Below are 18,072 nucleotides of genomic sequence, written 5' to 3'. Positions count from 1 at the left end.
ATGATATGAAAAGTAACGAAGTATTAATTGCTGGCTTTACCGGCACAACTTTTATGACCCTGTTTAGCTATCTGGTTTCTGTAGCCGATGATGAAAATTTTAGTGAACCTGAAAGATTGGGGCAACTGACCCATGCCTTGTTACCTATGCTTAATGAGGAAGAAACCCAGTTTATGGGGTGGACCGGACATTATGCCGTTGGTTTATTATTCGCGATGGTGTATGTAGAGCTTTGGCGCAGGAAAAAGATAAAATCATCTATAAAAAACAACCTGGTATTGGGTGCAGTAAGTGGGCTTGTTGCCGCAGCTATATGGAAAACCACTTTTAAAATGCACCCGCTACCTCCTGCAATGAGCTTTAACAAGTACTACCTGCAGCTTGTACCGGCGCACGTAGTATTTGCTGTTTTTGCCGGGATTGGGTACCAATTGTTTAAGAAATTTGGTGAGGGTAAAAGGATAAAATAAGACCCAGACAACAATTAAACATATTAAGTTATTGTGGGTTCGATATAAGAATTGATATTATAAATGATATCGCCCCATCGTTAACTTATTTCTTCTCCACCATTAAGGCCGTCAACTCTGCAGCAACCTTTTGCGCCAATGCGGTATAACCAACAGGCAATGGATGCGCGCCATCGCCACCCTGATAATATTCGGGATGATCTATAACCGTTTCCCATAGGTCATCCACCTTTATATCTTTTTGAGCGGTTACATAATCAAGCGCTATTTTATTACGGATTTTTATGCGTTCTATCTTTAGGTCGAATATTTTGGCATCGGCGCGGGTATGTAATGGTGTAAGCGTTGCCCACATTAGCTTAGCATTAGGCGCGTTTTTACGTATGCTTTGTACAAAGGCCGGGAAAGCTGCCTTGTATTCATCTTCGGTATAATCAAACCCGTGCAGGCCATTATTAAACTGAACGATATCAAATTTATAATAGCTCATTATCAGGTCTATCTCTTTTAGCAGCGCCGGGTCGCACAGGCTTTTTGAGGTAGCTAAACGTGCTACGTAGGCTTTACCTTTCATCAGCTCAACAACCTCGGGATAATATCCCCTGGTAATCGAATTACCAATCAACAATATCCGCGGTAAGGCCGAATCATTAGTGTTTGGCATAAATGCGTCTATCCACTCGGTACCTTCTCTTCTTGGTTTGGTATCCTGCGCTATGGCTGGTACCGCGATAGCAAATAATAAAATAGCGGTTAGTAAAAATTTAGGTTTCATTTTATATGGTTTAGATAGGTTGATCTTCTTCTTTTTTTTCTTCCGCGGTTTCTTGTCTTTCAACAACAATGGTGCACTCGCCAATTAATGCCGCTATAGCTCCTACAGCTGCAAACATAGGCATCAATAACATACCTATCACGCCCAGTGTTAGCGGAAAACTTGCTATTTCCTTTCCTGCCTTATCAGCAATAGTAATGCGGGTTATATTACCTTCTGCTATTAGTTCTTTTACCTTTTTAAGCAGGCCCTCTCCATTTATAGAGAAGAATTCTTTGTTGGCCATACAGTATTGGTTTTAATATTATTTGTTCGCTTCACCTTAAATGCAGAGGACTTTCTATCCGCTTTTATTTAATCCCTATCCTTTGGAGAGGAATCGGGGTAAAACTAAATATAATTGAAGATAATATTTTAAATAAAACATTAGCAGTACAAACCATTTATTAAATACTTGGTTTATACTTTATGAAAGCTAACGGACTGTCGCAACCACTTGCAAAAGCGTTAAACGACCAAATGACCAACGAGGCGCGTAATGCGCAGATGTACCTGGCGTATGCTTCATGGGCAAGCGAGAATGAGTATACTGGTATTGCAAACTTCCTCTTCAGGCATGTAAACGAGAGGCGTAATTACATGATGAAATTCCTGGAATATATTTTAAAACGCGGCGCTAAAGTTGTGGTTAAAGCTATACCTGCACCCGGCCCGGACCCGATAAGTATAAATGATTGCTTTGAAAAAATATTCACATCAGAAGTTGAAAACATATCCAAAATATATGCCATTGTGAACATGAGCATGGCCGAAAAAGACTGGGCAACCTTTAGCTTTATGCAATGGTTTATTAAAGAACAAACAGAAGAAGAAACCCTTGAAATGGACCTGTTAAATAAAATAAAAGCTGCCGAAGATCCGGATGCCAAAGACGACGATACCGCTTACGCATTGGATAAGGACCTTGTAGAAACGCCAGCGATGCCACATTGGCACAGGATGTAACCGTAGAGAAACCATAATCAATTATAAACCAATAGCTCACACCATTGGCAAGCGGATGATATTAAAAGATCATCCGCTTTTTTGTTTTAATGAATTTTTTTGTAATATTTAATTATCCTTTCACATTTAAATATTATAGTTATGCCTAATCATTTATCCATCCTTGGCATTATACATACTGCAATCAGTATCCTTGCCTTATTAGCAGCTTTTTATTGTTTGTTTCGCGATGGTAAGATCACCCCATTAAACGGCTCTGGAAAACTATATATTTTATTAACGGCCATTACCTGCTTAACAGCCTTCCCTATCATGAAAACCGGGCATTTTACCGCTGCTCATGGCGTTGCCATAGTAGTTTTAATATTGCTGCCCATTGGTTTATATGCAAAAGCCATACGTGCATTAGGGAAAAGCGCGGCGTATATAGAAACTATTGCAATGTCGACAACATTATTTCTTTCGGGTATTCCAACTATAGTTGAGACGTTAACAAGGCTACCTATATCTCACCCCATAGCAAGTGGTCCTAACGACCCGATCATACAAAAGGGACTAATGGTGTTAGTTGTGCTTTATACTGTTGGTATAGCCTACCAGCTATACAAAATCTGGAAAAAGAAAAAATCTGCCCAAACGCCTGATAGTACCGTAAAGCTTAGCTAAATTTTATTGTTAATTATTGCCGAAAACCCCTAAATTGGCTGCCCATACCTGTAAGGTATTATTATAGCAACCAATAAAAATTCAGCTTTCAGCAATAAATCAATGAGATCAATTAGTTTTTGTTTTGTATTATTATTTGCAGCAGTAGTTAGTACCGCTTTCGCGCAGGAAACTGACCTGGTTAAATACGTAAACCCGTTAGCCGGAACGGCAAACAGCACTACACCATCCGCGTTAAAGCATGGTTATGAGGCGCTTACTAATTATGCCAATACAGCACCATCTGTAACTACACCGTTTGCCATGACGCAATGGATACCACAAACACAGGCAGCCGAACAAAAATGTATCCCGCCATATTATTATAAAGACAACGCTTTCTCTGGCTTCCGTGGCTCACACTGGATAAGCGGCTCCTGCACGCAGGATTATGGCAGTGTAACCATTATGCCTATAACCGGCAAGTTAAAAACAACAGGTTATGCCGCGCAGTTTACGCATAAAGATGAAAAGTCTACCCCCTATGTATACCGTGTTAATTTGCCATCTTATAAAATACACACCGCTGTTACTGCTACCCCGCGCGCAGGCATTATAGAAGTTACTGCCGATGCCGCCGACAGCCTGTATCTGTTAATTACACCAAACAGCGACTGGGGCGAAGGTTATGTTAAAGTAGACACAAAAAACAACGAGATATATGGCTATAACCCGGCGCATCGCATTTACCAGGGCTGGGGCAAAGCGGCTGGATTTAGCGGGTATTTTGTTATTAAGTTGGAAAAGAAAATTGGCACAAACGGAATGTTCCTTACTGATAATTCTAACATACCTGATAGCCTTAAGGGAAGAAAAAACAAAGGCGCTTATGTGGGTTTCAGGGTACAAAAAGGCGAGAAACTGCATATCCGTATAGGTACATCATTTACCAGTATAGATGGCGCACGTAAAAATTTAGCAGCCGAATTACCGGGATGGGATTTTGAAGCTGTTGCCGCCAAATGCAAAGCGGTATGGCAACAGGCTTTAAAGCAAATTACGGTTAACACCACCAATACAGTTGATAAGCATATTTTTTACACATCGTTTTACCATGCCATGCAGGTGCCGCGTTTGTATAATGATGTGGATGGCACTTACCCTAAATTTTCATCAAACTATAAACTGGCTAAAATGCCAAAAGGCGGCAATTATTATGATGATTTCTCGCTGTGGGATATTTTCAGGGCAGAGATACCATTGTTTGAAATACTGAAACCAACCTATGTAAATAACTTTGTACAATCGCTTTTAACCAAAGGCGAACAAGGCGGATGGCTGCCTATTTTCCCATGCTGGGATAATTATACATCAGAGATGGTGGGCGACCATACCACATCGGTTATTTCATCAGCTTATTTAAAAGGTATCAGTACAGGTAATGTAGAAAATGCCTACCGCCTGATGCGCCAAAACGCGTTCGATCAGCCTAAAACCAGGGCCGAGTATGTAGAGGGTAAAGGTCGCCGTGCTTTAAATTCGTACATTAAATATGGTTATATCCCGTTAGAGGATAGCGTGTTGGAAGCTTTCCATAAAATGGAGCAGGTGAGCCGCACATTAGAGTATGCTTATGATGATTACGCGCTGGCCCAGCTATCAAAAAAATTAGGCAAGACGGATGATTATGACAAGCTTTTAAAAAGGTCAAAAAACTATGTTAATGTATTCGACCCGTCTACAGGTTTTGTAAGGGGGCGCTATCAAAATGGCAGCTTTATAAAGCCATTTAACCCCGACTCTAAACAAACCTATATAACCGAAGGCACACCAAGGCAATATACCTTCTATGTGCCACAGGATGTACAGGGATTAACCAAGCTAATGGGTGGTCGCCAAAAACTGGAAACCGCTTTAGATAGTCAATTTATTAAAGGCGAATACTGGCACGGCAACGAGCCGGGGCATCAAAGTCCGTTTATGTATAACTATACTGCCAGCAGCTGGAAAACACAAAAACAAGTACGCGCCATATTAGCGGCCGAATACAGCAACGGCCCGGGTGGTTTGGGTGGTAATGATGATGCAGGGCAAATGTCGGCGTGGTATATGTTTGCCTCGATGGGTTTTTACCCGGTTAGCCCAATATCCGGCGAGTACATCTTATGCTCGCCCCTATTTGATAATGTAACTATTAACCTAAACGACGGTAAAAAGCTGCAGATAATTTGTCATAAAAAATCTAAAAATTCCATGTACATCAATGCGGTAAAATGGAATGGACAGGCCTATGCAAAAAATTACATCACTTATGCCAACATTGTAAAGGGTGGCACACTTGATATCTACTTACAGGATACGCCTGATAAAAACTGGGGAGTAAACCCTGCACAGCAGCCAACGGGTGTACCAGCGGCGGTTAAATAATACTTCACTTGTTACATTTTGTTTCACGAAATAGTGTAACAAAATGTAACAAGTGAAACAAGATTTTGACTTAAAATATTGATTGTTAGACAATTGCGAAAAAGTGATGTAACAAAATGTAACAACTTATTCGTCAGTATTTTTAAGTGTAATTTTAAGTTTTATCATTGATAATCAAACAATTGCAGATTGCCAATTTTTGAAGTGGTGAAACAAATTTTTGAAACAAGATTACCGTCTGTGAAACAAAAAATAGGAAACAACTTATCGTCAGCTTTTTTACGAATAAATTTAATTCATAACCTGATAATCAACCAGGGAATATCAGTCAGCTACAATAATTATTGCTTCTTTTCATCCAATGGGTTAACAAAATAATCTATTGGTACCAGGTCGGCTGTTCTTAACCATGACCAATATCCGGAATATCTAAAACCTTTTGCGAGCCATTCGTAATTTTTGTCTATCGTTACCACATCCATAAGCGATATGATTTGGGATACCTGCATGTTACGCCTTTGCTTTGCCGGAAGCGGTATAGGCAAATTATAAGACTGGCCCGTTTTATAGAACAAAGGCGATTGTTTTTGTCCCGTATAAATAATAAGTAATCCCAGCCGTGCAACATCCTTCTTCAGCGTTTTAAAGTTTTTCTTATCATCAATAAACAAAGAATTGACATCTGAAATTTTAACAGCATACCTTTTTATTTTGCCGGTAGGTGCAGTTTGATAAAATTCAATAATTTCTGCCGGTGATCCTTTATGCACCGCCGTTATTATGGCAGGGTCATTTATATTTTGATAAACCAGATAACCTTCGGCTTTTGTTGTATTATTCATTACCGCCCTAAAAAAATGCCTGCTGGAGCTTAAATACGTTATTCGGCGGTTATTCGCCCATTTTTTTTGTTCGGCTGCCGTTCCTTTTAAGTCCTCAAAATACAGCGACCCTATAATACCACATATATAATTATTTATATCCAACTCAAACTTGGTTAACAGATATTTAAGCCTATAACCTAACGCTTTATTTTCAACTACAATAAAGTCATCAGCGCTTGCTGTAAGAAATTTTGTTGTTTTGTTATAATGAAAACTTAAAACTTCAGGATTTAATATTTTGCAGTGTTGTGCATTTACAGTTTCACCAATAAAATTTTTAATAAATTGCGCCAGATATTCTTCCCTTTTTGGATCAGGACGCCCACGTATGGTTACTGAATTAAGTATGGTGTTACTTGCTTTTAACCGGATAGATAAGTAAACCGGTTTTTCCTGAACTATAACACTTTGAGTAACCGCAATAAACCCTGCCATTTTAATAACCACCTCATAACTGCCCGATTGTAATTTATTGAAGCTAAATTTCCCCGCATTATCTGTTGAAGTGACATACTTAGAATTAGTTAAAAAAACGGTTGCCCCGCTAACAGTTGCCCCTTTTTCATCGGTAACCGTACCGCCTATAGAATAAGTTTGTGCCTTTACGTTAAAAGCTATAAATACCAATAAAACACAAACCAGTTTTTTCATATTATTTCTTTTCCTCCAATGGGTCAACAAAATAATCCAGAGGTGTTAGGTCGGCTATTCTTTGGCTTGCCCAGTAACCATTAAAATAAAAGCCATTACCTGGTGTTATAACACCTCGCTTATCAACCGTTATGGTATCAACAAACTGCTTTATCTGGCTTATCTGGTTCAAATAGTAAATATGCAGGGTAGATCTTATCGTGTCCTTTTTTAAAACTGTCTGGCGGGCCAGCATCACTTTAAAATTTTTATTAACCGCCACCATTTCCGAATCAACATCAATAAGCCGTCTTAACGGCGACTCTTTTGCTGATAATTTTTGCCTGTATTCATAAGTATAAAATCCCTGCGCGCGCGAATTGCCGGCCATTACCGCTTTAAAATAATGCCTGCACGAGCCCAGGTAAGCTGCTATCCTGTTTTTCTCCCATTGCTTTTGCTCCTCGTCGGTGCCTTTCATTTCTTCAAAATAGGGATCGCCTTCAAAATAACATATTGCGCTTCTAAATTGGTACTGAAACTTAGTTAGCAAGTATTTCAGTTTATAGCCAAGCGCGTCGTTCTGTATCACCAGGAAATCATCTGCTTTAGCCTCCAGCATTTCGGTTTTGTTATTTTTTTTAAAGCTCAGCACTTCGGGGTTTAATATTTTGCATTGTGGTGCATTGCCAGAAAAACCAAGAAAACTCGACGTAAATATTCTTAAATCCTGCGGATCTTGCTTTATAGCTTTGCCTTTTATGGTAACCGTTCTAAGCATGGTGTTGCTTTCTTTTAGCTTAAAAGCAATATCAAGCGATTTCTCTTCTAATTTGATGCTTTGTTTATCAGAAATAAAACCAATCATATTTATAACTACTTCGTATGATCCCGGCTGTAATCCGTTCAGCATAAATCTGCCCGAAGCATCTGTTGATGTTGCTTTTTTTGTATTGGTCAAAAAAACCGTAGCGCCGGATAGCGCCCCTTTATCATCTTTCACAGTACCGGTTATAGAATAAGTTTGAGCCTTTATGCCTATGCTGATAAATATCAGCACCAGGCAGATGAAGTTTTTCATTAAATGTTTTTAGGTTAGATTTAATTGTTTACAATATCGGTTATTGTTTTGATTGTTCGACATCATTGTGAACTATACTAAAATTAACACCCTCCAATTTTAATTCTTTTCTTTTTTGTTCAAACTCATTTAAAGATAATGGGCCTATCAACCCAAAATCATTACCGGTTTTCTTTTTACCTTTTAATGGCAAAATATAATAATTAACAATATCATTGCTATTGTTGGGATGCTGCTGTGCTATTATATACTTGTTATTATAGCCTGCTGCAAAAACATTTTCTTTAATAACAGGTTTAAAATCATTTGCCGCACGATCAAAGTAAGATATGCTTTGTTTATCCGCAGCATCTATGGCTACCAAATGATATTTATCAGAAATATACTCATCTGGCAGTTGCTCTGCAAAATAATCTAAAGGTGTCATATCAGCCACACGTTGATATGTCCATTTGCCCCAAAAACTAAAACCCACACCATCTGTAATACCCCTATTTCCATTAATTGCAGACCGACTATTAAAAAGCTCATATCCGGCAGATGAGGTGCTCCCGTTTTTATCAATCATTACCGTATCAATGCACTGGGTTACCCAGGTTAATTGACTCACGTTCTTAATATCTTCGTATTCTTCATATGCTATCCTTGTATAATAAATGTACAGATCGGGCCTGAGGGTACCGTAAGGTTTTAATATAAATTCTTTATGATCTTTGTTAATTGTTACCGCCAGGCTGTCAATATTAAAAGGTTTCAGCCAGGGTGCGCTTTTATTTAAAACATATGTATAAAACCCTTCCGTTCTTGATGTATTATTCATAACGGATCGAAAAAAATGCCGATACGAACCCATGTAAGCTTTTCTTCGGTTATTTGCCCATTGTTTTTTCTGTTGTTCATTGCCCTCAAGCTCTTCAAAATAAGGGCTGCCGTCATAATAACAGATATCGTACTTATAATAATAGATGAATTTTTTTAATAGATACTTAATTTTGTAGCCAAGCGCGTCATTTTCAATTATCAGAAAATCATCAGCGTTTGCTTCAAGTATATACTGCCCTTTTTTTCCCGGATGCAGATTAAGTACTTCGGGATTTAAAATTTTGCATTGAGCGGCATTGACAGAGGTACCAATAAAATTTTTGATGAATGATTTTAAGTCTCTTTTACTTTGCTTACCGGGAGGTATAGCTTTTATTGTAACCACATTAAGTAATGTGTTACTTTCCTTAAGTTTAATATTAATATTGATAGATTTATCTTTGATCTTGATCGTCTCTATATGATTTGTAAATCCTACCATTTTGGCTACCAATTCGTAATCTCCGGTTGGTAGTCCGTTTAATATAAATTTTCCGTAACCATCTGTTGACGTAGCTTTTTTTGTATTAGTTATAAAAACAATAACACCGGTAAGGATTGTTCCATTTTCGTCTTTCACAGTACCGCTTATTGAATAAGTTTGTTGGGCAACTTCTTTAATTACAATTGTTCTTTTATACATAGTATAATCGAGTGGCTGTCCTAAAAACATCAGCCTTAAAGCTTCATTTAAGGGTAAGTTGTTTATTTCTACATTTACAATGCTGGCTTTTTTTAGTAGCTCTTTTGTATAAATAAAGGTATAATTGGTTTGCTTTTCTATTTCCTTGAATACTGTTTCAAGATGAGCATTTACTTCTTTAAGATTTATTTGTTGGGCAGATACCTTTGCGGTAGCATTTATACAAATACCTAATAGCAATATGATGCTAAGCTTCATGGTAAGCAATATTTAATTGGCATTACTAATCTCATCATTTATATGGATATATGCTAAATACTCCATTTTTAAAAAACCGGGGGATAGATACAATCATTTATCCCTGTCTTTAATCATCCCTAAAATTGTCTTGTACGCACCCTGTTATTGCTGTTTATTGAAACTATATTTGTTTATAGGCAAATGCAAACAATAAACCTATACCCGTTAAATATTATTACTGTACTGTACCATGTACACGTTGGTACACCTTGGTACACCTAAAATTGCAATACATTGAAAATAAACATGTTAAATAATTGCCAAATAAACCAACTATTAAGCATTAACCTAATAAAGAAATTATGAGCAAGATAACCCCGTTTTTATGGTTCGACAACAATGTTGGCGAGGCCATAGCATTTTATACTTCTGTATTTAAAAACTCAAAGCTATTGTACGAGGTAAAATATACCGATGCCGGTCCCGGCCCAAAAGGAACCATCATGACCGCCACATTCGAGCTGGAGGGTCAAAAATTTATGGCATTGAACGGTGGCCCCATGTTTAAATTCACAGAAGCTGTATCGTTTTTTATAAGCTGCGAAAGCCAGGACGAAATAGATTATTACTGGGAACAGCTATCTGCAGGAGGCCAAAAAAGCCAATGCGGCTGGCTTAAAGATCAATTTGGCTTATCATGGCAGGTTGTGCCTTATAATCTTGGCGAGCTGTTGCATAACAGCGACCCCAAAAAAGCAAACAACGTAATGCAGGCCATGCTTAAAATGAGCAAGCTGGATATTGCAGTATTGAAGAAAGCCGGTGAGTAAGCCCCCTTTTTAAAGGGCGAGAACGGCGGCGAAGACTCACCCGGTCTTTGCTTCGCCCGACCACCTTCACGGTAAAGAGGGTTAATTTCGCTCAAACGGCCCTCTTTCCGCGCAGCGAAGAGAGGTCGACAAGCGTAGCGATGTCGGGGTGAGCAAAAGGCGCAGGGTTACTATTTTACAACCTCCCCCATATCGCTATTACTAACAAAAGCAATCTGCTTACTATCAGGCGACCATGATGGGGTGTTGATAGAACCTTGTCCGCCATAAAAATAGGCCAGTACCTTTGGTTTGCCACCTGCCACAGGCATTAAACGGATATAAACATGCTTGTATGCCGGATGCGCGCCCGGCTCAACTTCTTCTTTTAAAAACGTAATAAAAACCATCCATTTCCCATCAGGCGAGATATGGGCGAACCAGTTATTGTAATCATCGTTGGTTACCTGCTCCTGCCCGCTTCCGTCGGGCTTCATGCGCCATATTTGCATCAATCCCGAGCGTACAGAGTTAAAATAGATGTACTTTCCGTCGGGCGTATATTCGGGGCCGTCATCCAGTCCTTTGGTGTTGGTTAGCTGTACTTCGGGACCGCCACCTGCGGGTACTTTATAAATATCGAAATCGCCATTTCGTTGTCCGCAAAAAACCAGGCTCTTCCCATCCGGCGACCAACCATGCAAATAAGACGGCCCCGTAGGTGTAATTTGCTTAGGGGTGCCGCCTGCAACCGGTACTGTATAAACAATAGAACCCTGTTTGGTATTACTGCTCAGGCCAAGCATTTTACCGTCAAAAGAAAGCACATGGTCGTTATTATTCTTTACACCGGGGGTATTAATTATTGATGATTTACCACTTGCCAGGTCAAAATTATATAATAGCCCTTTTTCATCATTGAATATCAATTTGTTATCCGGTGTCCAGTTAGGTGCTTGTATAGAGTACGGAACGGTATAGACAACCTTACGGTTGCCGGTAGCTATTTCCATCAGCTCTACATTACTGCCCAATATCATTCCCATTTTCTTATTATCCGGGAAAGGTACCGCTATCCGCACATTGCTGAATGCAGCGGTCTCATTAGCATCAGCATTATGTGAGCCAATAAAAACGCCAACGTATACATCATCGCCTAAATCAATATCTGTTATTTGTTCGGTAACAAAAGGCTCACCGTATTTAGCTACGCGCATGGTATAGGTTTTGCCCTTGCGCTCTAACTGTATAATACTGGCATGATCTGTTTTTGAATGGATCTCCTCGGTCTTAGCACCTGCCGTGCGCCTAAATTGCAGTGAAGTAAGCCCGTCGCCATGCACAACCGTGTTAACATGTGCCGAATTGCCATCCAGTGATTTACGTACCATCCAACCCATTTTACGATGCATCTCTACACCGTTCCATCCCAAAAAATCAGCACGGGCGTTAAGGATAAAATCACCCTTCATTTTCTTGTACATAAAATGAAACTCATCGCTGGCGTTCCAGATATTTTCGCCGGCACCCGAAAGGATATATTGCTGTGTTTGCGGCAAATATGTGCCCGAACCGGGTTTGGTTTTTGCACCAACATCGGCTTGTCCATCAAAAACACCTAAAGTATTTTGCTGCGCTAATGCGGATAAACTAAACAAAATGGCAAATACTGCCGAAAGGAACGCGAATTTTCTCATTATTACAGGTTTAAATTGAGGGATACAATTGGTAAATATCCATTGCAATTTAATAAAATTTCTATCTTCACGCTATAGAAGCGGGTACAATTTCAGGGCAAACGGCATTAAAATTTCTTTGCCCTCTTTCCGCGCAGCGAAGAGAGGGCCGACCAGCGTAGCGTAGTCGGGGTGAGTAATCGCCACCGGGCATTGGCGGTAATGTCGCTTTGTTAGTACTCACCCGATCATCGCTAAGTCGCTCGATCACCCTCTCTTCGCTGTGCGGAAAGAGGGTTGGGATGGTGGATTTTTTTTTAATGCATTTGCCCTGGGTACAATTTCATGGCACGGAAAAAATAAATCCTGATTTTATTTAAAAAAATCAGGACCTTGCAGCGGTTAAAAAATTCACTCCTCTAAATGAAAAAAATAACAGAACAAAACGCCGCAAAATATACGCTGGTATTAATAATTGTTACTTTTTTCATCCGCTTGCTTATTGCCGCGTATACGGGTTTGGGTAATGGCGAATCATATTATTTTAGGGGGGCCATCCATCTTGACTGGAGCTATTTTGACCAACCGCCTTTGTTTTTCTGGCTGGGCGGATTAAGCATCCGGCTATTGGGCTTAACCAATTTAGGGCTGCGCTTTCCTGATGTGTTAATGTTTGCCGGTACAAGCTGGCTGTTGTTTATTCTTGGTCGTAAATTGTTTAATGCTGCAGCCGGATTTTGGGCGGTAACCGTCATGAATTTAAGCGCATTATTTACCGTAGGGGTTGCCTGTTGGTACCAACCAGACGCACCGTTAATGTTCTTTTGGTTACTTAGCACCTGGTACATAGTTAAGGTATTAGGCATTGGCGACGCCCTCCCCCCCGACCCAAAAACCAATAGCCGCAAAGTGTATTTACTATGGATAACCATTGGCATATGTATGGGGCTGGCTACATTGAGTAAGTACCACGTATTATTTCTGTTTGCCGGGGTATTTATGTTTATCAGCACCAATAAAAACCAGCGGCACTGGTTAAAACATCCCGGCCCATACCTGGCAATATTAATAACCATTATAATGGCCCTGCCCATCATCTGGTGGAACTATAAAAATAACTGGGTATCGTTTGTTTGGCAGGGTCAAAGAGCCGGTACACGCCATGAGCCTTTCCGGATACATTTAGATTGGTTCATCCGCAGTATATTAGGCCAGGCAGTATGGTTGTTGCCATGGATATGGTTCCCTACCATAAAGCAATTATTTATATCCTACAAAAAACGCGTACAGGCCGAATATGGTTTTAATTTCTGGATGTCGGTATTACCTATAGTATTCTTTACTGTAATTACTTTATGGGCCGATCTGCAGTACCATTTTCACTGGCAGGCACCCGGTTACATGATGCTGTTTATGCCGTTGGGATTTGCTATTGATAAAAGATTAAACAGTGCTGATGAGAAACCAAAACGCCTCACCCGCAGGTGGCTTAATTTTTCTATCTACTTCACTATTATAACTATTACCGTACTTGGTTTGCACATGACCACTGGTTTCTGGCAAAGCTATGGCCCTAAATGGGTAGTGAGCCTGGGCGGGGGTACAGTTGACCCTACCATTCAAGGGGTTGATTTTGATGACATCATGACCCGCTTTGAAAAAGAAGGCTGGATAGCAAATAAAAACGTTTTTGCCGGCAGTACCCGCTGGTGGCTAACCGGCAAGGTTGACTGGGCGCTGAAAGGTAAAAAAGATATTATCTGCTTTAACCGCGATACCCGTAACATGGCTTTTTTAGTTGATCCGAAAACGCTGGTAGGCAAAGATTGCGTTATCGTTGGCGAAGATCACCAGGAAACGGTTGATAATGATGCCAAGCCATTTTTTGACAGTGTTACTAAACTGGCTGATATCCCCGTAATACGCGGCGGAATTGTGGAGGAGCATTTACAGGTGTACTATTGCAAAAATTTTCATGAATCGGCTAATAAGTTTCCGGACTATCCGCTGTACAGACAGTTGATGGGTTTACCGCCGTTTGGCAATTAAAAAAAGCCTCATCTAAAGGCTGTATTGATATTACAAAAGTGAAACAGCATTATATTTTCGGATACAGCGCTCTGCGTTATTTTGTGACTCCTTTGTGTACTTTGCGGTAAAAATTTAACCGCAGACCGCAAAGTGTAGCCTTACGGGGAGGATGTTCGGGTAATGCTAAAAAGTCTGCATTACTTTCTTATCAGGATAATCCAGCTTCTCGCTTTTGCGGGTACCGTTAACCGTCATGTGTACAATGTTTAACTGGTCATTAAACTGGTTATGCAATAAACTTATCTCGGCATCTATTTTTTTGGGGGTGGGTGTCTTTTCCGATTCAAAATAAACATTCACTGCTTCTTTGTTTATTTCATAACCAATGTAATTAAAGGACAAGGGCACAGCAGTGGTTTTTATATGCACATTTGCAGACACATAACTTTTTACCATTTTATCCATAGCTGCATGCATGTCTGATTTAGTAAGGTCTGTGGTGGTATGGTATTGCTTTGCCAAAGCAGCTTCAAAATCATCTGTAAAAATGGTGCATATTACTTCCAGTTTATTGTCCTGAGCATTATAGCTAATGTCGGTAGTGCTTACATGCAGGGGATGTGGAGCAGGCTTTTTACCAAACATTGCTCCGGTTAACAGGCAAAAACACAATATAGATTTATAAAACAAGGAGGCCATAGCACAATAATGTAAAAACGTGCTAAATTTAGCGCTTTCAACGCTAATTCTTATTATGTCTGATTTTGTTTTTTATTTCGGCCTTGGCTGGCACCACATCATTAGTGTCGACGCGTTGGATCACCAGTTGTTTATTTTGGCATTGGCATCTGTATATACCTTTAAAAATATTAAACAGGTATTGATACTGGTTACGGCTTTTACCATTGGTCATTCCCTAACATTAGCATTAAGCGTTACGGATGTCATCCGCTTCTCCACTAAATGGGTAGAGTTTTTAATACCCTGCACTATATTTATCACTGCATTAAACAATATTATACAGATCGACAGAAAAGGCGCGAGCGCAAAAATTAACTATTACCTGGCATTAGGCTTTGGGCTGATACATGGCATGGGGTTTGCCAATGCCGTACGTATTATGCTGGCTAAAGATCAAACCATTGGCATGGGTTTGTTTGGTTTTAATGTTGGTTTAGAGGCCGGGCAAATATTTGTTGTAGGAATAATTTTAATATTTGCCTATCTTTTTCTATCTTTCGGCAAGATGCCACGCAGAGACTGGATATTTTTTTTATCCGCAGGAGTTTTTGCGTTAGCAATTAAAATGGCAGTTGAAAGACTGCCGCTATAAAATAAAACTGATTTCTTATTACACATAAATTAACTTCACTAACAAGTATGAAACTACTTTTTACAAGCGTTTTGTTAGCTATGGCCTCAACGGCCATACTTGCCCAGGATATTCAAAATAATCCGGGCAGTAATCATGGCAACAAATTTGAGCAGTTAGGCACTATTTTAAATACGCCTAACGAGCAGCGTACTGCAAGCGGCGCACCGGGTACCAAATATTGGCAACAGCGTGCCGATTATAATATTAAGTGCGAGCTGGACGAAAAGACACAAAAGCTTACCGGCAGCGAAACCATTACCTACTACAATAACTCGCCTGATCCGCTTACTTATATATGGCTGCAATTGGATGAGAATGAGCATAACAATTTAAGAAATGCCGCCTACCCAACCAGTTCAACTGCTCCGCGAGGCGGCGGATCGGTACAAGCCCTGGATGCATTTACAACTTCCGACAATCATTCTGCAGATAACGGTTACGGTGATATTATTACCAAACTGACGGATGTTTTAGGTAATAAACTAAAATATACTATCAACAAAACAATGGTGCGTATTGAATTGCCGGAAACTTTAAAACCTGGCCAGCAATTTGTATTTAATTTAGACTGGAACTATAAAATATCCGACAGATTAAAATTTGGCGGCCGTGGTGGTTATGAGTATTTCCCGGGTGATGGTAATTACCTTTTTACCATGACACAATGGTACCCGCGCTTATGTGTTTACAGTGATTTCCAGGGATGGCAAAATCACCAGTTTGCCGGCCGCGGCGAATTTGCGCTAACGTTTGGTAATTTTAAAGTACAAATTACTGTACCTGCCGATCATGTAGTTGGCGGTACAGGCGAGTGTATTAACTATGCCGCTGTATTAAACCCTGAAAGATTAGCCCGTTTCCAAAAGGCCCGTACTTCAAAAGTACCGGTTGAAGTAGTAACCCTTGCCGAAGCTAAAAAGGCAGAAACTGCCCCATCCCCGGCAAAAAAGACCTGGGTATTCCAAGCCAATAACGTGCGCGACTTTGCATGGACATCATCACGTAAATTTATATGGGATGCTATGGGCCAGGATGTAAGCGGCAAAAAAGTAATGTGCATGAGTTTTTATGGCAAAGAGGCTTATGGGCTTTACAGCAAATACTCAACCCGTTTAGTTGCTCATACCGTAAAAACCTATTCAAGTTTTACCTTTCCATATCCTTATCCTGTTGCACAAAGTGTTGAGGCATCAAACGGTATGGAGTACCCAATGATCTGTTTTAATAATGGCCGTACTCAAAAAGACGGCACCTATAGCGAAGGAACCAAAAACGGTATGATAGGGGTAATTATCCACGAGGTTGGGCATAACTTTTTCCCGATGATAGTAAACAGTGATGAGCGCCAGTGGACATGGATGGATGAAGGATTAAACTCGTTTGTAGAGTATTTAACAGAAGAGCTATGGGACAATACTTTCCCAAGCAAAAAAGGCGCTGCTTATACCATTACAGATTATATGAAACTGCCAAAAAATGAGTTGGAGCCAATCATGACCAATTCTGAAAACATTGTACGCTTTGGCCCTAATGCCTATACCAAACCGGCAACTGCATTAAACATATTAAGAGAGACTGTAATGGGTAGGGAGCTGTTTGATTATTCATTTAAAGAATATGCTAAGCGCTGGGCCTTTAAACACCCTACCCCTGCCGACTTTTTCCGCACAATGGAAGATGCCAGCGGCGAAGATCTTGACTGGTTTTGGAGAGGCTGGTTCTACGGTACCGAAGCTTGCGACATCGCGTTAGATTCTGTAAAAGTAGCAAGGGCTGATATAAATGGAAAACCAGTTGCCGGAAGAGGTTTTGGCGGAGCCGGTGGTTTTGCTCCCGGCAATCCAAATAAGGTAGCTCCCCCGGCTGTAAACAGCTTTGATGATATATCTAAGATCAAGAACCGTAATGATAAGAGCAAGCCATTTCAAACTGACCTGGATACTGCTACACATGACTTTTATTGGAAGTATGACAGGGGCCTGGTTGGGGTTGATACCGTTAAGTTTGCCGCCATGCTAAAAAACATGCCACCAGCAGGCGGTATAGCAACTGATCCGCTTAGCAGTGATGAAGCAGCAAAATATACCGGTAAATATTTTTACACATTATCTTTTAGTAATAAAGGCGGATTGGTGATGCCTGTTATTGTTGAGTTTACTTTTACCGATGGCACCAAAATGCTTGACAGGATACCTGCACAAATATGGAGGCTTAATGAAAAAACAGCGTCTAAATTCTATGTGCAGGATAAAGAAGTAGCGTCAATTAAATTAGATCCATTGCGTGAAACAGCCGATATTGATGAAAGCAATAACTATTGGGGTAAAATGCCTGCACCATCAAAATTCGCAATATTTAAACAGAAAACTGCTGCTGCGGGCCGTGGCCAATCTGTGGGTGTAAACCCAATGGAGGTTGCTAAATAATATTAAGCAATCTTTCCTAACAAAAAAGCCGACTATACAGTTGGCTTTTTTGTTAGGTTCTTATCCTCCTAAAATCTTTTTTGTCGTTCTGAGT

Annotated in this window: 15 protein-coding genes; 8 read left to right on the top strand and 7 right to left on the bottom strand. The window is 40.1% G+C overall.

What is annotated here, in order from left to right:
- Positions 1-5 precede the first annotated feature (5 nt).
- Positions 6-470 carry a hypothetical protein gene (locus tag JWR23_RS00365; RefSeq protein ID WP_299511509.1) on the top strand — a complete coding sequence of 155 codons (465 nt, stop codon included), beginning with the start codon at positions 6-8 and terminating at the stop codon, positions 468-470.
- 85 nt (positions 471-555) lie between these two features.
- Here the strand turns inward: JWR23_RS00365 and JWR23_RS00360 are convergent, their stop codons facing one another.
- Entirely contained in the window at positions 556-1,245 is a 690-nt protein-coding gene (locus JWR23_RS00360; protein ID WP_299511507.1) for an SGNH/GDSL hydrolase family protein, read from the bottom strand.
- A gap of 10 nt (positions 1,246-1,255) precedes the next feature.
- Entirely contained in the window at positions 1,256-1,531 is a 276-nt protein-coding gene (locus JWR23_RS00355; protein WP_299511505.1) for a DUF4342 domain-containing protein, read from the bottom strand.
- A gap of 182 nt (positions 1,532-1,713) precedes the next feature.
- Between JWR23_RS00355 and JWR23_RS00350 the strand changes: the two genes are divergently transcribed.
- From JWR23_RS00350 to JWR23_RS00340, 3 genes are all read left to right on the top strand, one after another.
- The gene (locus JWR23_RS00350; RefSeq protein ID WP_299511503.1) at positions 1,714-2,250 is read left to right on the top strand and encodes a ferritin; all 537 of its coding nucleotides are present in this window, start codon (positions 1,714-1,716) and stop codon (positions 2,248-2,250) included.
- A gap of 141 nt (positions 2,251-2,391) precedes the next feature.
- A complete protein-coding gene (locus JWR23_RS00345) occupies positions 2,392-2,916 on the top strand; it encodes a hypothetical protein (protein ID WP_299511501.1) in 525 nt (174 codons plus the stop codon).
- 102 nt (positions 2,917-3,018) lie between these two features.
- On the top strand, positions 3,019-5,322 hold the full coding sequence (locus JWR23_RS00340) for a GH92 family glycosyl hydrolase (RefSeq protein ID WP_299511499.1): 2,304 nt from the start codon (positions 3,019-3,021) through the stop codon (positions 5,320-5,322).
- Positions 5,323-5,663: 341 nt separating this feature from the next.
- On the opposite strand, the gene JWR23_RS00335 is transcribed toward JWR23_RS00340, so the two are convergent.
- The 3 genes from JWR23_RS00335 to JWR23_RS00325 are packed head-to-tail and all read right to left on the bottom strand — an operon-like array spanning position 5,664 to position 9,679.
- On the bottom strand, positions 5,664-6,857 hold the full coding sequence (locus tag JWR23_RS00335) for a carboxypeptidase-like regulatory domain-containing protein (RefSeq protein ID WP_299511496.1): 1,194 nt from the start codon (positions 6,855-6,857) through the stop codon (positions 5,664-5,666).
- 1 nt (position 6,858) lies between these two features.
- Positions 6,859-7,917, bottom strand: coding sequence for a carboxypeptidase-like regulatory domain-containing protein (locus JWR23_RS00330; protein WP_299511494.1), 1,059 nt, complete (start codon positions 7,915-7,917; stop codon positions 6,859-6,861).
- 40 nt (positions 7,918-7,957) lie between these two features.
- The gene (locus JWR23_RS00325; protein ID WP_299511492.1) at positions 7,958-9,679 is read right to left on the bottom strand and encodes a carboxypeptidase-like regulatory domain-containing protein; all 1,722 of its coding nucleotides are present in this window, start codon (positions 9,677-9,679) and stop codon (positions 7,958-7,960) included.
- Positions 9,680-10,023: 344 nt separating this feature from the next.
- On the opposite strand from JWR23_RS00325, the gene JWR23_RS00320 reads away from it, so the two are divergent.
- Positions 10,024-10,491, top strand: coding sequence for a VOC family protein (locus JWR23_RS00320; protein WP_299511490.1), 468 nt, complete (start codon positions 10,024-10,026; stop codon positions 10,489-10,491).
- A 170-nt stretch (positions 10,492-10,661) separates the two neighbouring features.
- On the opposite strand, the gene JWR23_RS00315 is transcribed toward JWR23_RS00320, so the two are convergent.
- Positions 10,662-12,167 (bottom strand): hypothetical protein, encoded by a 1,506-nt coding sequence (locus JWR23_RS00315; RefSeq protein ID WP_299511488.1) that lies wholly within the window; start codon positions 12,165-12,167, stop codon positions 10,662-10,664.
- A 402-nt stretch (positions 12,168-12,569) separates the two neighbouring features.
- Between JWR23_RS00315 and JWR23_RS00310 the strand changes: the two genes are divergently transcribed.
- The gene (locus tag JWR23_RS00310; protein ID WP_299511486.1) at positions 12,570-14,195 is read left to right on the top strand and encodes a glycosyltransferase family 39 protein; all 1,626 of its coding nucleotides are present in this window, start codon (positions 12,570-12,572) and stop codon (positions 14,193-14,195) included.
- Between the two features lie 165 nt (positions 14,196-14,360).
- Here JWR23_RS00310 and JWR23_RS00305 read toward each other — a convergent pair whose 3' ends face one another.
- Positions 14,361-14,876, bottom strand: coding sequence for a DUF6702 family protein (locus JWR23_RS00305; protein ID WP_299511484.1), 516 nt, complete (start codon positions 14,874-14,876; stop codon positions 14,361-14,363).
- A gap of 55 nt (positions 14,877-14,931) precedes the next feature.
- Between JWR23_RS00305 and JWR23_RS00300 the strand changes: the two genes are divergently transcribed.
- A complete protein-coding gene (locus JWR23_RS00300) occupies positions 14,932-15,510 on the top strand; it encodes a HupE/UreJ family protein (RefSeq protein WP_299511482.1) in 579 nt (192 codons plus the stop codon).
- 47 nt (positions 15,511-15,557) lie between these two features.
- Complete coding sequence (locus tag JWR23_RS00295) at positions 15,558-17,978, top strand: M1 family metallopeptidase (RefSeq protein ID WP_299511480.1); 2,421 nt, start codon at positions 15,558-15,560, stop codon at positions 17,976-17,978.
- Positions 17,979-18,072: the final 94 nt, after the last annotated feature.

It is taken from the genome of Mucilaginibacter sp. (genome assembly GCF_028288205.1).
Classification (GTDB): Bacteria; Bacteroidota; Bacteroidia; order Sphingobacteriales; family Sphingobacteriaceae; genus Mucilaginibacter.
The sequence above is the reverse complement of the archived record's forward strand: the minus strand, read 5'-3'. Positions and strand labels throughout refer to the sequence as shown.

Bases quoted from the DNA above. Each gene is read 5' to 3' on its own strand.
- JWR23_RS00300 (WP_299511482.1), top strand. From the start codon at position 14,932: ATGTCTGATTTTGTTTTTTATTTCGGCCTTGGCTGGCACCACATCATT.
- JWR23_RS00340 (WP_299511499.1), top strand. From the start codon at position 3,019: ATGAGATCAATTAGTTTTTGTTTTGTATTATTATTTGCAGCAGTAGTT.
- JWR23_RS00330 (WP_299511494.1), bottom strand. From the start codon at position 7,917: ATGAAAAACTTCATCTGCCTGGTGCTGATATTTATCAGCATAGGCATA.
- JWR23_RS00350 (WP_299511503.1), top strand. From the start codon at position 1,714: ATGAAAGCTAACGGACTGTCGCAACCACTTGCAAAAGCGTTAAACGAC.
- JWR23_RS00360 (WP_299511507.1), bottom strand. From the start codon at position 1,245: ATGAAACCTAAATTTTTACTAACCGCTATTTTATTATTTGCTATCGCG.
- JWR23_RS00365 (WP_299511509.1), top strand. From the start codon at position 6: ATGAAAAGTAACGAAGTATTAATTGCTGGCTTTACCGGCACAACTTTT.
- JWR23_RS00320 (WP_299511490.1), top strand. From the start codon at position 10,024: ATGAGCAAGATAACCCCGTTTTTATGGTTCGACAACAATGTTGGCGAG.
- JWR23_RS00305 (WP_299511484.1), bottom strand. From the start codon at position 14,876: ATGGCCTCCTTGTTTTATAAATCTATATTGTGTTTTTGCCTGTTAACC.
- JWR23_RS00345 (WP_299511501.1), top strand. From the start codon at position 2,392: ATGCCTAATCATTTATCCATCCTTGGCATTATACATACTGCAATCAGT.
- JWR23_RS00310 (WP_299511486.1), top strand. From the start codon at position 12,570: ATGAAAAAAATAACAGAACAAAACGCCGCAAAATATACGCTGGTATTA.
- JWR23_RS00355 (WP_299511505.1), bottom strand. From the start codon at position 1,531: ATGGCCAACAAAGAATTCTTCTCTATAAATGGAGAGGGCCTGCTTAAA.
- JWR23_RS00295 (WP_299511480.1), top strand. From the start codon at position 15,558: ATGAAACTACTTTTTACAAGCGTTTTGTTAGCTATGGCCTCAACGGCC.
- JWR23_RS00335 (WP_299511496.1), bottom strand. From the start codon at position 6,857: ATGAAAAAACTGGTTTGTGTTTTATTGGTATTTATAGCTTTTAACGTA.
- JWR23_RS00315 (WP_299511488.1), bottom strand. From the start codon at position 12,167: ATGAGAAAATTCGCGTTCCTTTCGGCAGTATTTGCCATTTTGTTTAGT.
- JWR23_RS00325 (WP_299511492.1), bottom strand. From the start codon at position 9,679: ATGAAGCTTAGCATCATATTGCTATTAGGTATTTGTATAAATGCTACC.